The following is a 20,619-nucleotide window of genomic DNA, read 5'->3' as shown; positions in this document are numbered from 1 at the left end:
TGGTGGGACGCCATCGAAACAGTATCAATGATTGGATCAAGCTCTTCCGAAATGGTGGGATTGAAGCGCTTCTGAAGCGCGGCGAGGGTTCGGGAAGAAAGGGCAAGATGACGGCTGAAGCCAAGGCCGAGCTAACCGAAAAGCTCAAGGCGGGGGAATTCCGCACTGCTGGCCAAGCGGAAGCCTGGCTCAAGGAGAAGCACCACATTGAATTCGGCACCAATTCCATCTACTATCAGCTGGGAAAGCTCGGAGGGCGGCTCAAGGTCGCCCGCCCAAGTCACTTGAAGAAGGATGAGGAAGCCGCCAGCGCTTTCAAGATCACGCTCGCGGAGAAAATGAAGGAGCTGGAATTGCCGACGGGACGCAAGATCAAGCTCTGGGTTTACGATGAAATGCGCTATGGACTCCACCCATTGGTGCGGCGCGTCTGGTCGTTGAAGGGAGTGAGGGTGGTCACGCCGGTGGAGCGCCGCTTCGAATGGGGCTATCTCTTTGGTGCGCTCGAAGTGGGTGGTGGCGCAAGCGAGTTCCTTTACTCGCCGACGGTCAACAAGGAGGCGGACGTACATTTCCTCAATCAGATCGCCGAGAGCGATGAGGATGCGATGCATGTGGTCATCGGGGACGGCGCGGGATTCCATCACCGCAATGGAGGCGGCGAGCTACCCGCAAACCTCAAGATCATCACCCTGCCGGCCTACAGCCCCGAACTCAATCCGGTCGAAAAGTTCTGGGATATCGTCAAGGATACGATCTGCAATAAGGCCTGGCCTACACTGGAGGCCCTCGAAGAGAAGATCACCGTGCCCCTGCGTAAATACTGGGAGGATACCAGCCGAGTCCTGTCTTTGTTTTTGAACAGCTACCTGCGCTCCGAACTAAACGGTTCGAAGAAAACCACATGCCTATTCTATTAAGCTAAATAGTATAACAATAAATGGATGGCGTTGAGACGCCGGAACACCTTGTTGTCACATCCACAATCCATTGCAACTTCGAGTTCTTCGAGCGTGCAAGTATCGGGATTAGGGAGCTGGTGAGGGCGAGCGATTCGCGAGTGATTCAAACAGTCGTAACGGTCTTTCGTGAGGGTTTTGGAAATTACTTTTTGGCAAAGGGTCTACCTGCTCGAATTCCTCGATCTCCCGGCCGGCCACAGCGAGACGGATCTCCATCAGGGCCTGCTACTCCAGCTCCGCGATTTCCTCATCGAGCTGGGCCGCGATTTCTGCTTCATCGGCACCGAGTTCCCGCTCCAGGTCGGCGGGCGGGATTTCGCGCTCGATCTCCTCTTCTTCCACCGCGGCCTGAACTGCCTCGTCGCCATCAAACTCAAGGTCGGCCGCTTCGAGCCGGAATACCTCGGCAAGCTCGGCTTCTATCTCGAAGCCCTCGACCGCGATGCGAAAAAGCCCCACGAAAACCCCGCCATCGGCGTGTTGCTCTGCGCCAGCAAGGATGCCGAAGTCGTCAAATACGCCATGAACCGCCACCTCAGCCCCGCCCTCATCGCCGAATACCAAACCCAGCTCCCCGACAAGCAACTCCTCCAGCGCAAACTCCACGAATTCTACCTGCTCCAAGAACAAGCCACTGAAGGAGGTGACGCATGAGCGCCTACCGACCCTATCCGAAAACCAAACCCTCCGGCATCGAGTGGGTTGGGGATATTCCCTCGCATTGGTCTGTTGGCCCCACGTTTGCAAAAGTGGGAGAATCAAAATCCAAAAACTCACTCGGAGGTCGTGACGCTGGACGCCGACTTCAAACGCTTCGTGAAGGACGGGTTGAAACTGAAGCTTTTGACCCCAGATTGACGATATGGCTTGAAAGGAACCCATCTCCACGGATTGAATGCCGCGAACACAAAAACTCGCTCCATTCTGAAACACAAGAACACAGTCGTGACCAGCCGATGAATCAAGGTCTTTGCATTGCCTTTGAAGGGATTGACGGCTCGGGAAAGTCTACTCACTCTGGCCTACTTGGAGAGTTTCTTACAAATATGGGACTCTGTGTCGTGGTGGAACACGAGCCGACCGCCGGCCCGTGGGGGAAAAAGCTCCGCGAGTCGGCCGCGACCGGCCGCCTGGCGCCGGAGGACGAGCTGCAATATTTCCTCAACGACCGCCGCCAGCACGTCGAGGAGCTCATCGCGCCATCACTCGCCGCCGGCAAGGTCGTGATCCTCGACCGCTACTATTTCTCGACGATGGCTTACCAGGGAGCCCGCGGTTTCGACCCGGCGGAGATCCGGCGGAAAAACGAGGAGTTCGCGCCGGTCCCGGATTTGCTGCTGATCATGGACCTCGACGTGGACTCCGCGCTCGAACGCATCGGCGCGCGCGGCGACACGGCCAACGAGTTTGAAAAACGCGAGAATTTGGAGCGCTGCCGGGAAATTTTCCTCTCGCTCAAGGGCGAGAGCTTCGTCCGGGTCATCGACACCCGCGGCACGCTCGACGAGGTCGCGGCGCGGGTTCGGGAGGCGGTCGGGAGTCACTTGGTTTAGCGGAATCTTGCAATGGCCGGGGAAGCGTGCTAATTTACCATCCCTCGATTCCCCCAACCATTAACTACCCCCGTAGCCATGAACTCATCCCTATTCAATGACAGTCGTTCAACAGGACTCATGAATCGCGTCCGCGAAGATGTTTCCACTTTGCGCGACGACATCCGCCACCTGATTTCCCACACCACGCGGCAAACGCTGCCGAATGGCGCGCGGGAACTCGCCGGCCAGGCGAAGCAACAAATCGCCAGCCGCGGGGCGACCGCCGCGACGCGCATCCGCGATCTCGGCACTCGTCATCCCGCAGGATTGATCGGCGGCGCGGTCGTCATCGGGCTGCTCGCCGCCGGGGCCTATGCGCTGACCCATCACAACGGCCACCAGTCAGCCACGCTGCAAGGAACCGAGCCGGAAACCGACATCCCCTGCTGACCTCAAGCCGTCGGACGTGCCCAGTCCGGGGGGCGATCTGGAAATCCTGAACGCCCCCCGCAACCATCGGGCAGGCTGACGAAAGCACCTGAATTCCCGGCAAACAGCGTGCTTGCCGGACCATTTCGTCCGGCTAGCATCGAAAGCGTCAGTCCCGACTAACAAGCATCCGGGCCAAACCATCAGGAGGCGTGGGAGGATGACGAGTTGAGGGCGTGGCAGGAGTGGTTGCCGGGAAGACGCGCCGCCGCCGACTACCAGCGCGAAGCGGCGGAGAAAGACCGGTGGGTAAAAGCTGAGAAGCTGAGAAGCTGAAATGAAGAGGAAGATAGAGCGCTCAAGGGGAAACGGGAGCTCAACGACGACGAGACCGCGCGGCTCAAGCAGCTTTGGAAGGAGCTGGTGCGGATGTTTCACCCGGATCTCCACGGGGGGGCGCCGCCGCGCAGCGGGAGAAACTGGAGCAGGAGATCGAGGAGTTGGTGGGAAGCTCGCCGTCTTAGAAAAAGACGCGGAGCGGGAACTGGCGGGGTATGTGGCGTTTTAGAATGCAGTCGGCAGACACAAATCGTCAGCCCGGTAAATCCTCATCAGCCAGATGACTGTTGAAGTCCATCGCGCCGTGGAGGATCCGAATGATCTCAAGCGTCTGCCCTTTGATCGAGAAGAAGATGACGTGCTTCTCGTGGCGGGCGGAGCGGCAGCCTTTTGCCAGGTCATCCCGCAGTCGCCAGGAATCCGGGTTGGACTGGATTTCGGCGAGTTTCCCCCAAAGACCTTTTAAATAGCGATCTTCCTGTTCCGCACCCCAAGTCTGAAGCGTGTAGTCGGAAATCTCCTGCAGATCTCGAATTGCCGAGGGCGAGAGGATGAGGTTCATCGCATGCCTCTGGCCAGATTCAGAAATTCACTTTGACTGGTGACAATCGTTCCTTCTCCCCGCTGGAGTTCTTCGTAGCCCATGTTGACTTCGGCAAGGAGGCGGATGCGGGCCTCGATTTCCCTCCAAGTGGCGTTTTCGGGAAGTCCCTTGATGGTTTCCATTGCGAGTTCCTTGGTGGACATGGCGGAAACCTAGGATTAATTCCCCTTTAGTTCAAGGGCACAAAAATCCGGCGGCTCGCACTTTTCGGGAGGACGCCGGACTGGTGGTTTTCCGGCATCCGGGGCTGTGCTGCCCGTGATCGACACCATCGTCGCCGCGCAGCGGGAGAAACTGGAGAAAAAGATCGAGGAGTTGGTGGGAAGCTCGCCGTTTTAGAAAAAGACTCGGAGCGAGACGCTCCGGAGACGGACTGCGGCGGGACGCCACAGCCACGCGGCGCGGGTGGCGGAGGAAGTGGAGGAACTGGCGGGAGAGGTGCCGTTTTGAGACACAAAATGTGGCCTGAGTTAGCCTTGTCTGGCCTTCATCCGTGCTTCGAATCGCCTCAGCAGTTCGGGATCCGCTCGGAATGTCGTTTGGCGCAAATCGTTGAGTGCCGCGATGCCATCGATGAGGCCCTGTTCTTCGGCGGGACAGTGCCGACGCCGCCGAGGGGCGCGGTGATTTGGAACTCGGGCTTGGAACCGTCCCCGCCCTTCTCCTTTCCGCCGGTGCCGAGATGATAGATCTTCCCCGTTGCGGCGGTGCGGTAGCCGTTATTGGCGAAATGCCGGGGCAGCCTCACCCGGTCCTTCCACTCCGGCAGACTGCGGAACCACGGCGCGAGTCCATAGATCCCGGTGGTGGTCGGACGCAGGCCGAGCATCAGGCTGGTGCGCGAGGCATTGCACAGCGGCGAGTTGCAGTGCGCGTTGAGGAAGGTGGTGCCGCGCGCGGCGAGCTTGTCGATGTGGGGCGTCTTCGCCAGCGGATGCCCGCCGAGGTGGCCGATCCAGTCGTTCTGGTCGTCGATGGCGATGAACAGGATGTTGGGCTTCGCCGCAAAGGACTGGCAGCAGAGAAGCGCGGCGAGCAGGATCAATCGTTTCATGGGAGTTTATTAGGATTTGCCGTTCTCCGGGTCGTTTTGAGCCTGCCGTTCCGAGGTGAACAAGGTGGCGCGGCGGCGCGGCGGCGCGAAAGTCGAGGGATTTTCATCAAGCTGGCTGGCATGTGTGACTCGGCCGATACGTGTGCTTCATGATGAATCTTTCCAAATTCCGATCGATCCCAGGCACTCAGGGTTGGTTCCTCTTCCCCTTGCGCCCGGCCTTTTTGGCCGCGCCGCCGACGGATTTGGTCATGCGAGAATCCCTTTGACCACGTGCGCGGGCTCGACGCCGGTGGGTTTCTGGTTGAGGCCCTGGGAGCGGAAGGTGAAGCGGTTGTGGTCCATGCCGAGGCAATGGAGGATGGTGGCGTTGAGGTCGCGGATGTGGACGGGGTTTTCGACGATGTTGTAGGAATAATCATCCGTTAGCCCGTAGCTGGCGCCGCCTTTCACGCCGCCGCCGGCCACCCAGACACTGAAGCAGCGGCCGTGGTGGTCGCGCCCCTCGCCGATTTTTCCCTGGCTGTAAACGGTGCGTCCGAACTCGCCGCCCCAGATCACGAGGGTGTCTTCTAACATTCCACGCTGTTTCAGGTCGGTGATGAGTGCGGCGGAGGCCTGGTCAGTGTCGCGGCACTGGTTGGCGAGATGGGTCTGGAGGTTGTCGTGCTGGTCCCAGCCGCGGTGGAAGAGCTGGGTGAAGCGCACGCCGCGCTCGGCCATGCGGCGGGCGAGCAGGCAGTTGTAGGCGTAGGTGCCGGGGCGGCGCGAGTCAGGGCCGTAGAGGTCGAAGACCCAGTCGGGTTCGTCGGATAGATCGGCGAGCTCGGGCGCGGAGGCCTGCATGCGGAAGGCCAGTTCGTATTGGCTGATGCGGGCGAGGATTTCCGGGTCGGCGAGTTGGTTGTGGCGGATCTGGTTGAGCTGGCCGAGGTCGTCGAGCATGGCGCGGCGGTCGGAGCGGGTCATGCCGGCGGGGTCGTTGAGGAAGAGCACGGGATCCTTGCTGCTGCGGAACTGCACGCCTTGGTGGCTGGAGGGCAGAAAGCCGCTGCCCCAGAGGCGGGAGAAGATCGGCTGGCCGGGGTTCTTGCCGGTGCCCTGGGAAACGAGGACGACGTAGGCGGGCAGGTTTTCGTTCATGCTGCCGAGGCCGTAGGAGACCCACGATCCCATGCTCGGCGAGCCGGGAAACTGCGAACCGGTGTTGATGAAGGTGATGCCGGGATCGTGGTTGATCGCCTCGGTGTGCATGCTGCGGATGACGGCGATTTCATCGGCGACGCCCGCGGTGTAAGGCAGCAGGTCGCTGATCCACTGGCCGCTGTTGCCGCGCTGCTTGAAGGCGGCGAGGCTTTTGCAAACGGGGAAGTCTTTCTGGCCGGAAGTCATGCCCGTTAGGCGTTGGCCCTGGCGAACGGAGTCGGGCAGGTCGATGCCGTGGACTTTTTCCAACTGCGGCTTGTAGTCGAAGAGGTCGATGTGCGAGGGGCCGCCGGATTGGAAGAGATAGATGACGCGTTTCGCCGTGGGCGCGAAATGGGAAACGCCGCGGGGCGCGGCGATGGATTTCACATCGGCGGCCATCAGCGAGCGAGCGGCCATGGCTCCGAGGCCGAGGCCGGTGAGCCCGAGGAAACTGCGGCGCGAGATCGAGTTGAGATGGGCTTCGAGCGGGTTCATGGCCGGTTGATGAATTCGTCAAGGTTGATGAGGGTGGAACCGATCATGGCGTAGGCGGCGGGTTCGCCGCCGAGGCGCTTGAGGTGACGGTCGAGCGCGGTGGCTAACAACGAGAGTTCCTGCGGGGCGGGTTTGCGCCCGGTGGCGAGGCGGAAGCCGTGGGTGAGCCGGGCCTCGGCGGAGTCGCCGCCTTCCGCGATCATGCGCTGGCCGAGGGCGGCCCCGGCTTCGACGAATTGCGGTTCGTTGAGGAGGACGAGCGCTTGCAGCGGGGTGTTGGTGGCGTTGCGGACGACCGAGCAGGTTTCGCGGGTGGGGGCGTCGAAGAGGGCCATGACGGGCGGCGGCGAGGTGCGCTTCCAGAAGGTGTAGAGGCTGCGGCGGTGGTTCGAAAAGCCGCGACTTGATAGAAAGACCTGCGCGGTGAAAGGTGGCGTGTATCCGAAATGGCTGATCTCGCTCCAGAGGTCCGGCTGCGGTGGGTGGACGCCGGGGCCGCCGATGGTTAGATCGAGCAGGCCGCTGGCGGCGAGCGCTTGGTCGCGGATGATTTCGGCGGGCAGGCGGGTGCGTGGCGAGCGGGCGAGGAGTTGGTTGCGCGGGTCTTTTTCGAGCTGCCCGGACGTGGCGGCGGCGGAGCGGCGGTAGGTTTCCGAGGTGAGAATGGTGCGGAGCGTGTGGCGGAGGTCCCAGCCGTGTTCGACGAGGTCCACGGCGAGCCAATCGAGGAGTTCGGGATGGGTGGGCCACGAGCCCTGGTTGCCGAAATCTCCGGCGCTCTCCACGATGCCACGGCCGAATACCATCTGCCAGACGCGGTTCACCGCGACGCGGGCGGTGAGCGGATGATCAGGCCGGATGATCCATTTCGCGAGGTCGAGGCGGGTGGCGTTTCCGCCTTCCGCTAGTTGAGGCAGCACGGCGGGCACGCCGCTTGTGACTTCCTCGCCGTATTGATCGTAAGCGCCACGGACGAGGATGTGGGTTTTGCGCAACTCCGGCTTGTAGTCCATGACCATGACGGTGGTCTTGCCGCGCTTGATTTGGCTTTCCAGAACCTTGATCTCCGTTTCGATGGTCGTGACGGCGACTTTCATGCGGCCCGCCATCGGATCGTTGGATAGGAGGAACGCGGAGTTGATGGTCTGCCAGTGTTCGTTGGCGCGTTGGCTGACAGGTGTCTTGAGAGCAACGGCGAGCGGGCCGTCGGGCGGGGATTGCCTGGTTTCCCATTCGGCACGGGCTTTGACGACCGGCTCGGTGGGGTGGAGTTTGTGATATTCCAATTCGGCGACGCGCGCCTTGAGACCCGCCATGCCGCCGTCGCCGAGCGGGGAGATGTAGTCCATCACCGGATTGGTGTTGGCGTTGGTCGCTCCTTTTCCGGGTTCGGAGGAGGTGTTGAAAAAGGCATACATCCGGAAGTATTCCTTCTGGGAGATCGGGTCGTATTTGTGGTCGTGGCACTGGGCGCACTTCATCGTCAGGCCGAGCACGGAGGTGGAGACCGTGTCCACCTTGTCCACGGTGTAGTTGACGCGGTATTCTTCGGCGATGGTGCCGCCTTCGTGGGTGTTCATGCTGTTGCGCAGGAATCCGGTGGCGGCGATCTGGTTCGGGGTGGCGTTGGGAATGAGGTCGCCGGCGATTTGCTCCAGCAGGAACTGGTCGTAAGACTGATTAGTCGCGAAGGCGTGGATGACCCAGTCGCGCCAGGCCCACATGTCGCGGTGGTCGTCGATGGAATAGCCGTGGGTGTCCGAGTAGCGCGCGCCGTCGAGCCACGGCAGCGCCATGCGCTCGGCGAAATGCGGCGAGTCCATCAGCCGTGCGATGAGGCGGTCCCTGCGGTCGGGGGAGGAGTCGGAGAGAAATGCGTCGGTATCCTTGGGGGCGGGCGGCAGGCCGGTTAGATCGAGAAACATCCTGCGGACGAGTGTTTCCGGATCGGTGGGCGGACTGGGCGCGAGTTTTTCCCCGGCGAGGCGCTGATTGATGAAATGATCCACCGGACCGACGCCTGCGGGGACGGCGGCTTTTTTGGGAGGAACGAAGGACCAGTGCGGTTCGTAGGGCGCGCCCGCGGTGATCCAGCGCTTGAGGGTGTCGATGTGTTCCGGCGGGATGGCGGCGAGGTGAGCCTTCGGCGGCGGCATGACGACCTCCGGATCATTGGATAGAATGTGTTGGATGATCCCGCTTTGGTCGGGGTGACCTGGGACGATGGCGGCGGCTCCATCGCGCTGGGCGACGGCGTCCTCGCGGATGTCGAGGCGCAACTCCCCTCCCCTGTGTTTCGGGTCCTGACCGTGACAGAGGAAACAGTTTTCCGAGAGGATGGGGCGGATGTCGCGGTTGAAACTCGGCTCTGCGGCGTGGGCGAGGGCACACGCCAATGCGACGGGCAGTGCCGACAGGATGAATTGGAGCCGCAGGGTCGTCATGCGAGGATTCCTTTGATCACCTTGGCGGGTTTCACGCCGGTGAGTTTCTGGTTGAGCCCTTGGAACGGGAACGAGAGCTTGTGATGATCGAAGCCGAAGAGCTGGAGGAGCGTGGCGTGGAAGTCGCGGACGTGGACCGGATCGGAGGCGACGCGGTAGCCGAGTTCGTCGGTCTCGCCGTAGCTGATGCCGGGTTTGACGCCGCCGCCGGCCATCCAGATGGTGAAGGCGTTCGGGTTATGGTCGCGGCCGACGAAGGCGTTCGCCGCGCCGCCGCCGCGGTTTTCCTGCATCGGGGTGCGGCCGAACTCGCCGCCCCAGACGAGCAGCGTGTCTTCCAACATGCCACGCTGTTCGAGGTCGGTTAGCAGCGCGCCGACCGGCTTGTCGATGTCCTGGCACTTTTTCACGAAGCCGTCCTTGAGCGATTCCGAGGCGCTGGAACCGTGGGTGTCCCAGCCCCAGTCGAAGAGCTGGATGAAACGCACGCCGTTTTCCGCAAGGCGGCGGGCGAGCAGGCAGTTGTTAGCGAAGGAGGTCTTGCCGGGCTCCGCGCCATACATTTCACGGATGTGGGCGGGTTCGTTGTTGATGCTCATCACCTCGGGCACGGACATCTGCATGCGGTAGGCCATTTCGTATTGGGCGATGCGGGTGACGGTTTCCGGATCGCCGAAGTCTTCGTGGGTACGGGCGTTGAGCCCTTTGAGGGAATCGAGCGCGGCGCGGCGGATCTCGCGGTTGATGCCGGGAGGATTCGCGGCGTTGAGGACCGGGTCGCCGCCGGAGCGGCATTGGACTCCCTGATAGACGGATGGCAGGAAGCCGTTCGCCCACAGCGCGGCCCCGGCGCGGGGCGGCCGACCGCCGGAGAGCAGGACCATGTAACCTGGCAGGTTCTGGTTTTCGCTGCCGAGCCCCCAGGTGATCCACGAGCCCATCGAGGGGTAGCCTAGGTTCTGGTTGCCGGTGTGCATCAGGAGCTTGGCCGGCGCGTGATTGAACTGGTCGGTCTGCATCGACTTGATGAAGCAGAGCTTGTCGGCATGCGCGTGGAGCGACGGCAGACGGTCGGAAATCCAGGCGCCGGACTGGCCGTGTTGTTTGAAATCGAACTGCGGGCCTAGCAAACGCGGAACGCCCTGGATGAAGGCAAAGCGCTGGCCTGCGAGGTATTCGGCCGGGCAGTCCTTGCCGTCGTATTTGGCAAGCATGGGTTTGTAGTCGAACAGCTCCATCTGGCTCGGCGCGCCGGCCATGTGGAGGAAGATGATGCGCTTGGCCTTGGGCGCGAAGGACGGGGCGAGCGGTGCCAGCGGATTGGCGACGTCGTGCTGGCCCACGGAGCCCCCGGCCCCGAAGACATTCTGGCTCGTTAGGCAAAGCGAGCCGAGGCCGAACGCGGCTTCCTTGAGGAAATGCCGGCGCGTGGCGTGGCGGAGCTGCTCTTGCTGGAGATGTTGGGCAATGTTCATGGCTCTAGCGGGCTAGCGATTCGTCGAGGTTGAGCATGACGGAGGCGACGATGGCGAGGGCGGCTTTTTCCGGGGTGTCGGCGAGATCCTTCATCGTGTCGGGCGCGGCGGTGTATTCGGCGACGAGATGCTGATAGAGTTCGCGCAGCTCCGAGCTGCGGTCCGGGGTGATTTCACGCGTGGCGACGAGACGGTAACCGTAAGCGATGCTGGCGGCAAGGTCATCCGGCGCGGCCTCGGCCATGCGTTTGGAGATGGCGATGGCGGCTTCGTGGAAGGCGGCGTCGTTGAGCGTGGTGAGCGCCTGGAGCGGAGTGTTGGAAACGAGGCGGCGCTTGGACGAGATGTCGCGCGGAGGCACATCGAAGGAGCTGAAAAGCGGATAGAGCAGGCTGCGCTTGAAGTAGATGTAAACCGCGCGGCGGTAGCGTTCCGGGTCGCCGGGTTCCGGGGTTTTCCACTCGTCCTTGGTGAATGGTTTCCAGACGCCGGGTGGCAGCGGCGGTTGGGCCGGAATGCCACCGATGCGGGGGCTGATGAGTCCGGCGGCGGTGAGCGAGTGGTCGCGCATCATCTCGGCGGTGAGGCGCTGGCGCGGACCACGGGCGAGCAGGCGGTTGCCGGCATCGCGCTCTACCAGATCGGCGGGGATGGTCGAGTCCTGCCGATAGGTGGCGCTGGTGACCAACTCGCGCAGCATCGATTTGACGCTCCATTTCATCTCGGAGGAAAAGCGCACGGCGAGGTGATCCAACAACTCCGGGTGTGTGGGATGCTCGCCGGCGGAGCCGAAGTCTTCCGGAGTGGGGACGATGCCGGTGCCGAAGAGTTCGAGCCAGAGGCGGTTGACGGCGACGCGGGCGGTGAGCGGATTGGATGGCGAGGCGATCCATCGCGCGAGGTCGAGGCGCGTGGCGCGTTCGCCGCTTTTGGGGAGTGGCGGGAAAATTTTCGGGGTGCCGGCCTCCTTGATGAAATCGCCCTTGTCGAGCCAGTTGCCGCGGAGGAAGACGTGGGTGCCGCGTGCGAAGGCCGGGTCGCGTTCGACCATCACCGGGGTGGTGGTGGATGGGATTTCCTTGAGTTTCTTGCGGGCTTCCTCGATCCGCTGCTTGGCGGAAACCACCTCGGTTTGCGTGCGGTGGCTGATCCACTCCGGCTGGTCGGTGAGCGAGATGCGTCCGCGCTTGGCGACCATCGGGAAACTCGCCTGATAGATATAGCCGTTCTTGAGAGTCACGCGCAGCTTGGAATCCGGAGCAACGGTTAGGGGTTCCGCGAGCGCGAAGGTGGCGTGGCGCGGGGTGAAGATTTTCGAGTAGGTGCCCCATCCGCGCTCGTCACCTTTGATCGAGCCGTTCGGATCATGCATCGGGTGGGCTTCGTCGGCGATGGCTTCATGGAACGGCACGGGGGTCGCCTTGCCGGACGGATCGATGACGCCTAGCAGTATATGCCGGATGATGCCGCCCCACTCCGGGGTGTGGGTGGCTTTTTTCTCGTCGAGCGGGAGAAGCTCCAAACGCAGGGCGGTGACGGTCTTGAGATCGGTGGGGAACGTGAGCATGTATTCGGCTCCGGCGGCGACGTTCGGGTCGGCGCGGAACTCTTGGACGCCGTCCTGCTCGACGATGCTGAGAACGGCTTTCTTCGCCTCGGCGGTGACCGACCGCGCGGGTTGCCAGCGGGTGGCGGAGTCGATTTTCACGCGGGCGTCGTGAAGGGATTTCTCCGCGCCGAGGATTTGATTGTGAAGGGCGTTGGCATCGGCATAGCGGGCCTTGTCCACGGGCACGGCGAGCTTGGGCAGGTCTTCGACCAGGTCGGCGTCGGCGGATTGATTGAAGAACTCCATGAATTGATAGAATTCCTCGTGTTGGATCGGATCATAGGGGTGGGAGTGGCATTGTACGCAGCCGAAGCTGATGCCCATCCATGCCTCCCAAGTGGTGCTCATGCGGTCGATGACGGCGGCGACGCGGAACTCCTCATCATCGGTGCCGCCCTCGCTGTTGACCTGGGTGAGGCGGCTGAAAGTGGTGGCGATCTTCTGGTCGAGCGTCGCGTTAGGGATCAGATCGCCGGCGATCTGTTCGATGGTGAATTGGTCGAATGGCAGGTCGCGGTTGAAGGCGTCGATGAGCCAATCGCGGTATTTCCAGACCTCGCGGCGGCCATCGTCGGCGTAGCCCGCGCTATCGGCGTAGCGGGCGAGGTCCATCCAGACGGAGGCCCAGCGCTCGCCGAAATGCGGCGATGCGAGCAGCCGGTCGGTTTCCTTTTCGATGGCAGCTTGCAGGTCTGCGGAAGCTGCTTTTTGGAAGGCGTCGAGTTCGTCGATGGTGGGCGGCAGTCCGGTGAGGTCGAACGAGGCGCGGCGCAACCACTGCGCGGGATCGGCGGCGGGCGATGGATTCAGCTTCTCAGATTCAAGGCGGCCGAGGATGAAGTGATCGAGGCCGCGGATCGGCCAATCGGTTTTACGAACGGGAGGCCGCGGGTGGTTTTCCGGAGCGACGAACGACCAATGCTCGCCCCATTTCGCGCCTTCGGTGATCCACTGGCGGAGGGTGGCGATCTGCGCGGAGCTGAGCGGGGGACCGTGCTCAGGCTTCGGCATGACCTCGTCCGGATCCTTGGAGGTGATGCGGGCGATCATTTCCGAGGCATCGGGTTTGCCGGGGACGATCACCGGCTTGCCGGACTCGCCTTTGCCGAGAGCTTTGTCCCGATAGATGAATGAAACCTCGCCAGCCTCCTTGACGCCGCCGTGGCAGGCGGTGCAGTTGGCGTTGAGGATGGGGCGGACGTCGCGGGCGAAATCCACCGCTGCCTCGAGCGGAATGCTCAGGATCAACAAGGCGGCGAGAGGACGGAATCGCTTCGACATGATTTCAAATAGCACGGTGCCGGAATCGTGACCGCCTAAACGGGCATTTCTTGCACTCCCTTTCATCAACCCCGGATGAGGGGCAGCCAACTTCCGGTGGCGCGGATTCATGCTCACCGTGGGATTTTCCGGAGCTCGGTGGTGAACGGCAAATCGCGGGCGGTGAGCCAGACGGAAGGTTTGCAGGTCCTGACCGCCGCCTTTCATGCCGAGCAGGACGATTTCGAGCTTTTCACCGACCATTGATGGATCGAGCGGGAAGAAATAGGTGTATCCGCTCTCGCGGCCGCGAACCGGGTTTTCCCAGGAAATCACGGGGTAGGAGGAGGCGCGGTCCGGCGCGCCGATCAGCTTGCCGTTCCGACGGATGGCGGCATAGCATCCCTCCTTGCCGTGTTTTCCTTCCACCGCCACGCAGAGGTAGGAGGTGGGGGTGATTTCATCCACGGTCACGCCGGCCGACCATGCGGCGGTGGCTGGCAGGGCGTCGGGGTGGGCGAAGAGGTTGCTGGCACGCCACGCGGCGCGGTCGAGCGGCTTGCCGTCCTTGAACGCCTCGACCTCGGCGACACGCTCCTCCGCCAGCCGCTTGAGTTCCGGCGGCAAGCCTCGCCCGAGCGCCCCCGCGCGGTTGTGGGGAGCGGTGGTGGTGTTGACCATGTGGACGTCGATGTAGGTCTCCGCGCCTTCCCACAGGAAAGTCGTCGCGTGGGGCTCGGCCTTGCCGAGTTCCAGCCGGTGATTGAGGAGGATCAAGTCCGGGCTGTGTTTGCGGCAGGATTCCATCAGCCGGACGAAGGCGTCCTGCTTGTCCTCGCGCAGTTGGGTGCAAACGGCATCCATCTTGAAGAGCTGGAACTTGTGGTCGCGGCACAGCGAGGTTAGGAAATCGATGCGCGCCTTTTCCTCCCGGGGAGTATTTCCGAAGCCATCGGGACCGAGCCACACCCCGAGGCGGCCGCCGAAACCCTTCGCCTGCTCGGCGAGCGGGCCGAAGCCCTGCGGGAACTGGCCTTTGAATTTCCGGGTCTCCGGCGTGCCGTAATATTTCGGCGCGTCGATCACCCCAGCATCGAAGGCGTAGATGTCGAGCGTCATCCCGTAATCATTTTTCAGCCATTGGAAAAACGCCAGATTCGTCTGGGTCTGGGCTGCGGTCGCGCCCTCGTTGGTGTTGTTGATCCAGGTAAAATAATGCGCCAGCGAGGGTGTGTTCTCATCAGCTCCGGGAAAAACGCCCTGGGCGGAGGCGGGCACGGATTGGAGCAAAAGGGCGGCGGATAGCAACAGGTGGCGCGGATTGATCGGGGTCATGGGCAAGGGCGGCTCGGCCGCTGAAATCCGCAGGCTCAACGGACGCAAACTATGGCCCCACCTCCGGGCGGCAATGGGATTCGCCTCGACCCGACGGAAAACTCGCGAAAAAATGTCACCTTTTTGCGACAATCGTCCCCTCCCCTCTCAGGAATCCGGGACGCCCCGCTCAGGTCGGCACCAACTCCAAGTGAGACTGGATGCTAATTAAAAAGTTGAATTCCAGTCACTTAGCTCATTGCGCCGGGATGGCGGATCCATCCACCCATGGAAGTCACAAGACCTCCAAACCGCGGGTCCAGCGGCTTCGCCCTAATCGTCACTCTCGCGCTGATGATCCTGCTGGCAGTCGTCGCCGTGGGCCTGCTGAACCTCTCCGCCTCCACGCTCAGGTTGATCGGGCAGGGAAGAATCAAACTATCAAGCTCAGCTGTGCATTTTTTGCTGCGATGCAGCCGTATCCATGTCGGTGACCCACCGGTAATTCAACCCCAATCCCATGCCATGAAACCGTCTGATTCCATTTCCCGTCGCGAGTTCATCCAGACCAGCGGCAAGACCGCCGCCGCCATTGCCGCCGGCACCCTGGCGGCCCCCGCCATCTTGCGCGGAGCCGAACCGACGGCCGAGCCGGTGCGCATCGCCCAGATCGGCATCGGCACGCGGGGCCGCGATCTGATCCGAGTGGCCGGTTCGAACCAAGCGTGCAAAGTCGTCGCCATCTGCGATGTTTACAAACCGCACCTCCAACGGGGGATCGCACCATCGAACAACCCCGAGGTGCGGACCTTTGTGGACTACAAGGAGCTGCTAGACGATCCGCAGATCGAGGCGGTCATCATCGCCACCCCTGACCACTGGCACGAGCAAATGGTGGTGGATGCCGTGGCGGCCGGTAAGGATGTTTATTGCGAGAAAGGCTGGACCACCTCGGTGGCGGCGGCCAAGCGGATGCGCAACGCGGTGAAGGACGCCAAGGCGGTGATGCAACTCGGCCACCAGGGCCGGCAACTCGCCGCTGCGGACGTGGGCCACCACATGATCGCGGAAGGGAAAATCGGGGAGGTGACATTGGTCAACACCGGCCGCTTTTTCAACGGGCCAACCGAGCGGCCGCCGTGGCGCTGGTACGGTTCCTATGACGTCTATGAGCGGCCTGACCCGCAGCAGGTCCTCCGGGACCTGGATTGGCAACGCTGGCTGGGGCCGGCTCCGGAAATTGACTTCAACGAACGGCATTTCTGGCACTGGCGCTGTTACTGGCCATACGGGACCGGCCAGGCCGGCGATCTGCTGACGCACGAGATGGACCATGTCCAGACCGTGTTGCGCTACGGAATCCCAGACACCTGTGTGACCCAAGGGCACAACGCCTTCTGGAACGACGACCGCGAAGTGCCGGATACCTGGCTTTCAAGTTATGTGTTCGAGAAACGAAACTGCGTGGTCAACTTCGAGGGCTGCATGAACTCGCGGCGTTCCCAAACTCCGGAATACATCGGCCGGCAAGGGCGGATGATCTTTGACTCGATCGGCCAAAACGCCTCGCAGTTTGAAATTTTCAGCGACGAGGTCGCCCACAAGCCGGCGGTCTATCCGCGGCCCGAGCCGGGCTTTTTTTTCAAAGCGGGCAAGGAACACCGCAAGCCCGACCACCTGTTGGACTTCCTGACCTGCGTGCGCACCCGCGGGCGGACCCAGTGCCATGAGGACGAGGCCTTCATCGAGGTCGCCACCCTGATGATGTCGGTCGAGGCATATCGGCAGAAACGGCAGGTCCGCTGGGACCCGGTCAAAGAGGAGATCGTTTGAATTTCATCGCTGGAACGCTTCCACGAATGGTATTGGCGCGAACGCGATCTCCACGACAACGGCCTCATCCCCTGGGTGCCGACAGCGGTGAGGATGCCTGGTATGCCGACATCTGTGTGCCCGGCAACACGACCTATCTCGTCATGGGCGAGCAAAGCCTCGCGGAGATCGCGGGCGGCGCGCGGAAACACCTGCCGCGCCCGCGCCCGCATTCCTAACGGTTTTCCATCCCCATGTCAGGCGGCACGCGAATCCATCATTCGCTAGGAACCTTGTATTGAGCGCGCAGTTCCCGATGGAGTTTCTTCATCTCCGCGAGGACCGAGGCGTAGGCGGGATCTTCGTGCAGGCTTTTCATTTCCTGGGGGTCCTTCTCGAGATCGAAGAGCTGCCACTCGCCGGTCTTGGCCAGGTGGAACAATTTGTAACGGTCGGAGCGGACGCCGTCGTGGGCGGCGACGTGGTGGGTCGCCTCGCCGGAGTAGAAGTAATAGATCGCCTTGCGCCAGTCGGCCGGGGCGACCCCCGCGTTCTTGAGCACGGGAACGAGGCTGCGGCCCTGGATGTCGTCCGGGATTTCCACGCCGGCGGCTTCGAGGAAGGTGGGCGCGTAGTCGATGTTCTGAATGAGCGACTTGGAGCGGACGCCGGGTTTGACGACGCCGGGCCAGCGGATCAGGAAGGGCATGGCGAGCGATTCCTCGAACATCCAGCGCTTGTCATACCATCCGTGCTCGCCGAGGTAAAAACCCTGGTCCGAGGAGTAGATGACGATGGTGTTCTTCGCAAGGCCGGACTCGTCGAGATAATCCAGCAGGCGGCCGACGTTCTCGTCCACGGCGCGGACGCAGCGGAGGTAGTTCTTGAGGTAGCGCTGGTATTTCCAGCGGGTCACGTCTTGGTCGCTGAGTTTGCCGGCGGCGAGGTCGTCGATGAGCTTCTGGTTTTCCGCGCCGTAAGCCTGATCAAAAGCGGCTTTCTGGGTGGAGTTCATGCGCTTGAACTCGCCGTTGACAATGCCATTGAGAAACCGCGGGTCGGTGGATTTGCCAGGCAGCAGCAGGTCGTGTCCCCACCAGAAGTCCTTGGCCAGACTCATTGCCTGTTTTTTCAGCACCTCGCTGCGGTTCGCGTAGTCGTCGAAGAGGGTTTCCGGCTCGGGGAGATTCACGCCATCGAACAATTTGTAATGGCGTTCCGCAGGCACCCAGTTGCGGTGGGGAGCCTTTTGCTGGCTCATCAGCACGAAAGGCTTGTCCTTGTCCTTGCGGTTCTTGAGCCAATCGAGCGACTTGTCGGTGATGATGTCGGAGACGTAGCCCTCGACGCGTTTGGTGGTGCCATCCATCTGGATGAAGTCCGGGTTGTAGTAACTTCCCTGCCCGGGGAGCACTTCCCAGTAATCGAAGCCGGCGGGATCGCTAACAAGATGCCACTTGCCGATGATCGCGGTCTGATAGCCCGCCTGTTGGAGGTATTTCGGGAACGTCGGCTGCGCGCCGTTGAACTTCGAGTTGTCGTTATCGATGAAGCCGTTGATGTGCGAGTGCTTGCCGGTGAGGATGCAGGCGCGGGATGGGCCGCAGATCGAGTTGGCGCAATACGAGCGCTCGAAGACCGCGCCCTGTTTGCCGAGGCGGTCGATGTTGGGCGTGGGGGCGATCTCCTTGAAGCGGCCGCCGTAGGCGGAAATCGCCTGCAGCGCGTGGTCGTCGGAAAAGATGAAAAGAATGTTAGGCCGATCCGCCGCCTGGCTGGAGAGCAGGCTGAGAAGCAGGATGGATAGCGGGCGCATGCGGATCATGGTGGACTGTGGCTTTCTGGAACCGGTTCTAAACAACGCGGATCGTCGGGGTGCTCTTTCACCGGATTGTCATTTTCAGGACCGCTCCACGCGACGGCGTCCTTCGGGCAACGGGACGCTGACGGCTTCGACATTGCTAGAGCTGTTGCCGCCGGTGAGCACTTTGAGCCCGGTGGCGGTTGCCCGGTTTTTGAAAACACCTCGGGCGGTCGCCATGATGGCGGCGAAAGCCTTGCAAGCCGCTGTGTTTCGGATTCAGCCGCCAGCAGGTTCTGGCCCTGGGTTTGAGTCCTTGGTGGTTCGCGTCGCGATTTGTCCGGCATCGGCGTTGCTGGCAGGATGATCCGGTGTCCGCAGGCAGAGAACGGAGGCGACCCATAAAAACAATAGGGCGACGGTCGCAGGGATGGATTTTCGATTCATGTTAAAGAGGAAAAGGGAATTCGTCTGACCGTCGCAACCATCGCTGATTTGTTAAGGTTGCGGACGCAGTTGGACGCGGAAGGTAGAGACAAAGCCGCCGGGGGCACCGGCCGGCACGGTGAGTTTGAGTCCGGCCGGTTCCTGTGTCCATTGGACTTTTTCTTCCGATCCCAGCATGGTCACGGACGCGATCTGCCGTCCGGCAAGTTGCTCAGCGCCGAGCGCCTTGATGGTGAGTTCCCCTGCCCTTCCGTTCACGGGGCAGAAGACATGAACGGCATCGCCCTTGGCGGTGAAGCGGATGACGCGTCCCGAGGTCTCGTCCTTCTCGTCGGCCACATGCCAGGCCGAGCTGCCGTAGATGGCCTCGCCATTGTGGTCCATCCACCGGCCGACTTCCGCCAGACGGTCGATGCAGGGTTGGGGGATGGTTCCTTCCGGCGTGGGGCCGACGTTGAGCAGGTAGTTGCCGCCCTTGCTGACGATCTGGACGAGTTTTGATACGATTTCCTCGGCGGAGTGCCACTTTGGGTCGTTGGGATTGTATCCGTAGCTGGTGTTCATCGAGCCGGGGTTTTCCCACTCGAAGCCGATGTTGCCTTTGAGGATCTCGTTGTCGCCGCTGGAAAGATAGTCGCAGAGCGGTGGCGGGATCTTCTTCGGCGGGACACAGCCTTTGATGCGGCTGTTGATGACGCATTCCGGGCGCAGCGTGCGGATCGTCTGATAGAGATCGAGCGCCTGTGCGTCGCTTTTCATGTCGATGCCATCGAACCACAACACGTCCGGCCGGTATTTTTTGGCCGCCGGGAATCGCATAGAGCCCCCAGTGGATGAACATGCCGAAGCGCGCCTCGCGCCACCACTGGATGCGCTGCTCGCGGGTGATTTCTCCAGCGGTCGCGGGTCCGGCATGCGCGTTGACGGGAGCAAATGCGGTGATCACAACAGCGAACGCGGTGGCTGCCATGGTTATTTTGCATGATGTTCCAATCATGGGATCACTGGGTTGGCAGCGCTTTGGCGGGTTGATGCCCTATTCAGATTCCCACCACCTCGCGCCACTTGCGGACCATGATGGCGTGACCGGCGGGTGACGGATGAACGCCGTCCCAGAGCCAGAAATCGGCGGGCGCTGCTTTCACGGCCTCGTCAAACATCGACTGGAATGGCACGAAGTCGAGTTTCATCTCGTCGGCCAGTTTTTTGGAAACCGCCGCGTATTTGGCGAGAGGCTTGAAATCGTCGGAGGCGCGGGTGGTGAAGGGTTCGCAAATGACGATCCGCACGCCGGGAATTTTCCTTTTGCGAGCGTTCGATCAGGGCACGATAGCCGGTTTCATAATCATCAATGGTGCCCTTGTAATTGGTTCCAAATTTCTTTTCCAGTTCCACCATCCCATTGCCATCCTCAGCTCGGATAAATCCGGGTGGGGCGACCTTCTCATGGCACGACTGAGCAACAACCCTAAGATCTCACTCGTCGAGAGAGATGTCCTAGGAAAAGCCCTCGATGAAGTTGAACTCAAAGAATTACTCGGAGATCGCAAGAAGCGCAGCCACTTCGGAGAAATCGCTGGAGCGGATTTCCTTGTGCTGATGAGCATCGCAGACAACCGCGCCCGCTTGGTAGTCTGTGACACGCACTTGGGTGTGACCCTGCAAGACCAAAGCATCACCACTGCGGAGCAATACATCCGGTATAATTTCAGACCGTATGAACCCAGTGCCTGGCCGAAGTGAGGCGGACCCCGAAATTCGGGCCAGGGGTTAAGCTTTGATTGTGGTGGTCGGGCGCGGGTCTTGAACCCAAACTAAACCACACAAAATGAAAGCAAAACGAAGAAGACA

The 20,619-nt window shown here is 61.7% G+C and carries 14 protein-coding genes and 3 pseudogenes; 6 read left to right on the top strand and 11 right to left on the bottom strand.

Going from position 1 to position 20,619, the window contains the following annotated elements; genetic code table 11:
* The 4 genes and pseudogenes from AC4DF4_RS11850 to AC4DF4_RS11835 form a co-directional block, all read left to right on the top strand.
* Positions 1 to 920: IS630 family transposase (locus AC4DF4_RS11850; protein ID WP_490048317.1), on the top strand; the 920-nt coding region annotated here is incomplete at its 5' end.
* 204 nt (positions 921 to 1,124) lie between these two features.
* A pseudogene (locus tag AC4DF4_RS11845) lies at positions 1,125 to 1,616 on the top strand (PDDEXK nuclease domain-containing protein); the annotation flags it as partial.
* A 302-nt stretch (positions 1,617 to 1,918) separates the two neighbouring features.
* Entirely contained in the window at positions 1,919 to 2,515 is a 597-nt protein-coding gene (tmk, locus tag AC4DF4_RS11840; RefSeq protein ID WP_490048316.1) for a dTMP kinase, read from the top strand.
* Positions 2,516 to 2,635: 120 nt separating this feature from the next.
* On the top strand, positions 2,636 to 2,947 hold the full coding sequence (locus tag AC4DF4_RS11835) for a hypothetical protein (protein ID WP_490048315.1): 312 nt from the start codon (positions 2,636 to 2,638) through the stop codon (positions 2,945 to 2,947).
* 571 nt (positions 2,948 to 3,518) lie between these two features.
* Here AC4DF4_RS11835 and AC4DF4_RS11830 read toward each other — a convergent pair.
* From AC4DF4_RS11830 to AC4DF4_RS11800, 7 genes and pseudogenes are all read right to left on the bottom strand, one after another.
* Complete coding sequence (locus tag AC4DF4_RS11830) at positions 3,519 to 3,827, bottom strand: type II toxin-antitoxin system RelE/ParE family toxin (RefSeq protein WP_490048314.1); 309 nt, start codon at positions 3,825 to 3,827, stop codon at positions 3,519 to 3,521.
* Complete coding sequence (locus AC4DF4_RS11825; protein ID WP_490048313.1) at positions 3,824 to 4,012, bottom strand: hypothetical protein; 189 nt, start codon at positions 4,010 to 4,012, stop codon at positions 3,824 to 3,826. Before AC4DF4_RS11825 ends, AC4DF4_RS11830 begins: the two co-directional genes overlap by 4 nt.
* Positions 4,013 to 4,455: 443 nt before the next feature.
* A pseudogene (locus AC4DF4_RS11820) lies at positions 4,456 to 4,923 on the bottom strand (sulfatase-like hydrolase/transferase); the annotation flags it as partial.
* A gap of 249 nt (positions 4,924 to 5,172) precedes the next feature.
* Positions 5,173 to 6,606 carry a DUF1501 domain-containing protein gene (locus AC4DF4_RS11815; RefSeq protein ID WP_490048312.1) on the bottom strand — a complete coding sequence of 478 codons (1,434 nt, stop codon included), beginning with the start codon at positions 6,604 to 6,606 and terminating at the stop codon, positions 5,173 to 5,175.
* On the bottom strand, positions 6,603 to 9,050 hold the full coding sequence (locus AC4DF4_RS11810; RefSeq protein ID WP_490048311.1) for a PSD1 and planctomycete cytochrome C domain-containing protein: 2,448 nt from the start codon (positions 9,048 to 9,050) through the stop codon (positions 6,603 to 6,605). The genes AC4DF4_RS11815 and AC4DF4_RS11810 overlap by 4 nt, the downstream gene beginning before the upstream one ends.
* On the bottom strand, positions 9,047 to 10,525 hold the full coding sequence (locus tag AC4DF4_RS11805) for a DUF1501 domain-containing protein (RefSeq protein WP_490048310.1): 1,479 nt from the start codon (positions 10,523 to 10,525) through the stop codon (positions 9,047 to 9,049). Before AC4DF4_RS11805 ends, AC4DF4_RS11810 begins: the two co-directional genes overlap by 4 nt.
* A gap of 4 nt (positions 10,526 to 10,529) precedes the next feature.
* Positions 10,530 to 14,729, bottom strand: a complete 4,200-nt coding sequence (locus tag AC4DF4_RS11800) for a PSD1 and planctomycete cytochrome C domain-containing protein (protein WP_490048309.1) — start codon at positions 14,727 to 14,729, stop codon at positions 10,530 to 10,532.
* A gap of 504 nt (positions 14,730 to 15,233) precedes the next feature.
* On the opposite strand from AC4DF4_RS11800, the gene AC4DF4_RS11795 reads away from it, so the two are divergent.
* Positions 15,234 to 16,541 carry a Gfo/Idh/MocA family oxidoreductase gene (locus AC4DF4_RS11795; RefSeq protein WP_490048308.1) on the top strand — a complete coding sequence of 436 codons (1,308 nt, stop codon included), beginning with the start codon at positions 15,234 to 15,236 and terminating at the stop codon, positions 16,539 to 16,541.
* A gap of 256 nt (positions 16,542 to 16,797) precedes the next feature.
* On the opposite strand, the gene AC4DF4_RS11790 is transcribed toward AC4DF4_RS11795, so the two are convergent.
* From AC4DF4_RS11790 to AC4DF4_RS11775, 4 genes and pseudogenes are all read right to left on the bottom strand, one after another.
* On the bottom strand, positions 16,798 to 18,345 hold the full coding sequence (locus AC4DF4_RS11790; protein WP_490048307.1) for a sulfatase family protein: 1,548 nt from the start codon (positions 18,343 to 18,345) through the stop codon (positions 16,798 to 16,800).
* 474 nt (positions 18,346 to 18,819) lie between these two features.
* Entirely contained in the window at positions 18,820 to 19,551 is a 732-nt protein-coding gene (locus AC4DF4_RS11785; RefSeq protein ID WP_490048306.1) for an alpha-L-fucosidase, read from the bottom strand.
* A gap of 57 nt (positions 19,552 to 19,608) precedes the next feature.
* Positions 19,609 to 19,738, bottom strand: a pseudogene (locus tag AC4DF4_RS11780) (hypothetical protein); the annotation flags it as partial.
* 70 nt (positions 19,739 to 19,808) lie between these two features.
* The gene (locus tag AC4DF4_RS11775) at positions 19,809 to 20,057 is read right to left on the bottom strand and encodes an SGNH/GDSL hydrolase family protein (protein ID WP_490048305.1); all 249 of its coding nucleotides are present in this window, start codon (positions 20,055 to 20,057) and stop codon (positions 19,809 to 19,811) included.
* Here AC4DF4_RS11775 and AC4DF4_RS11770 point away from each other — a divergent pair.
* Positions 20,044 to 20,511 carry a CsgG/HfaB family protein gene (locus tag AC4DF4_RS11770; protein WP_490048304.1) on the top strand — a complete coding sequence of 156 codons (468 nt, stop codon included), beginning with the start codon at positions 20,044 to 20,046 and terminating at the stop codon, positions 20,509 to 20,511. The two genes, AC4DF4_RS11775 and AC4DF4_RS11770, sit on opposite strands and share 14 nt — an antisense overlap.
* The last annotated feature ends 108 nt before the right edge of the window (positions 20,512 to 20,619 follow it).

The organism is Luteolibacter sp. (assembly GCF_058122085.1).
The sequence above is the reverse complement of the archived record's forward strand: the minus strand, read 5'-3'. Positions and strand labels throughout refer to the sequence as shown.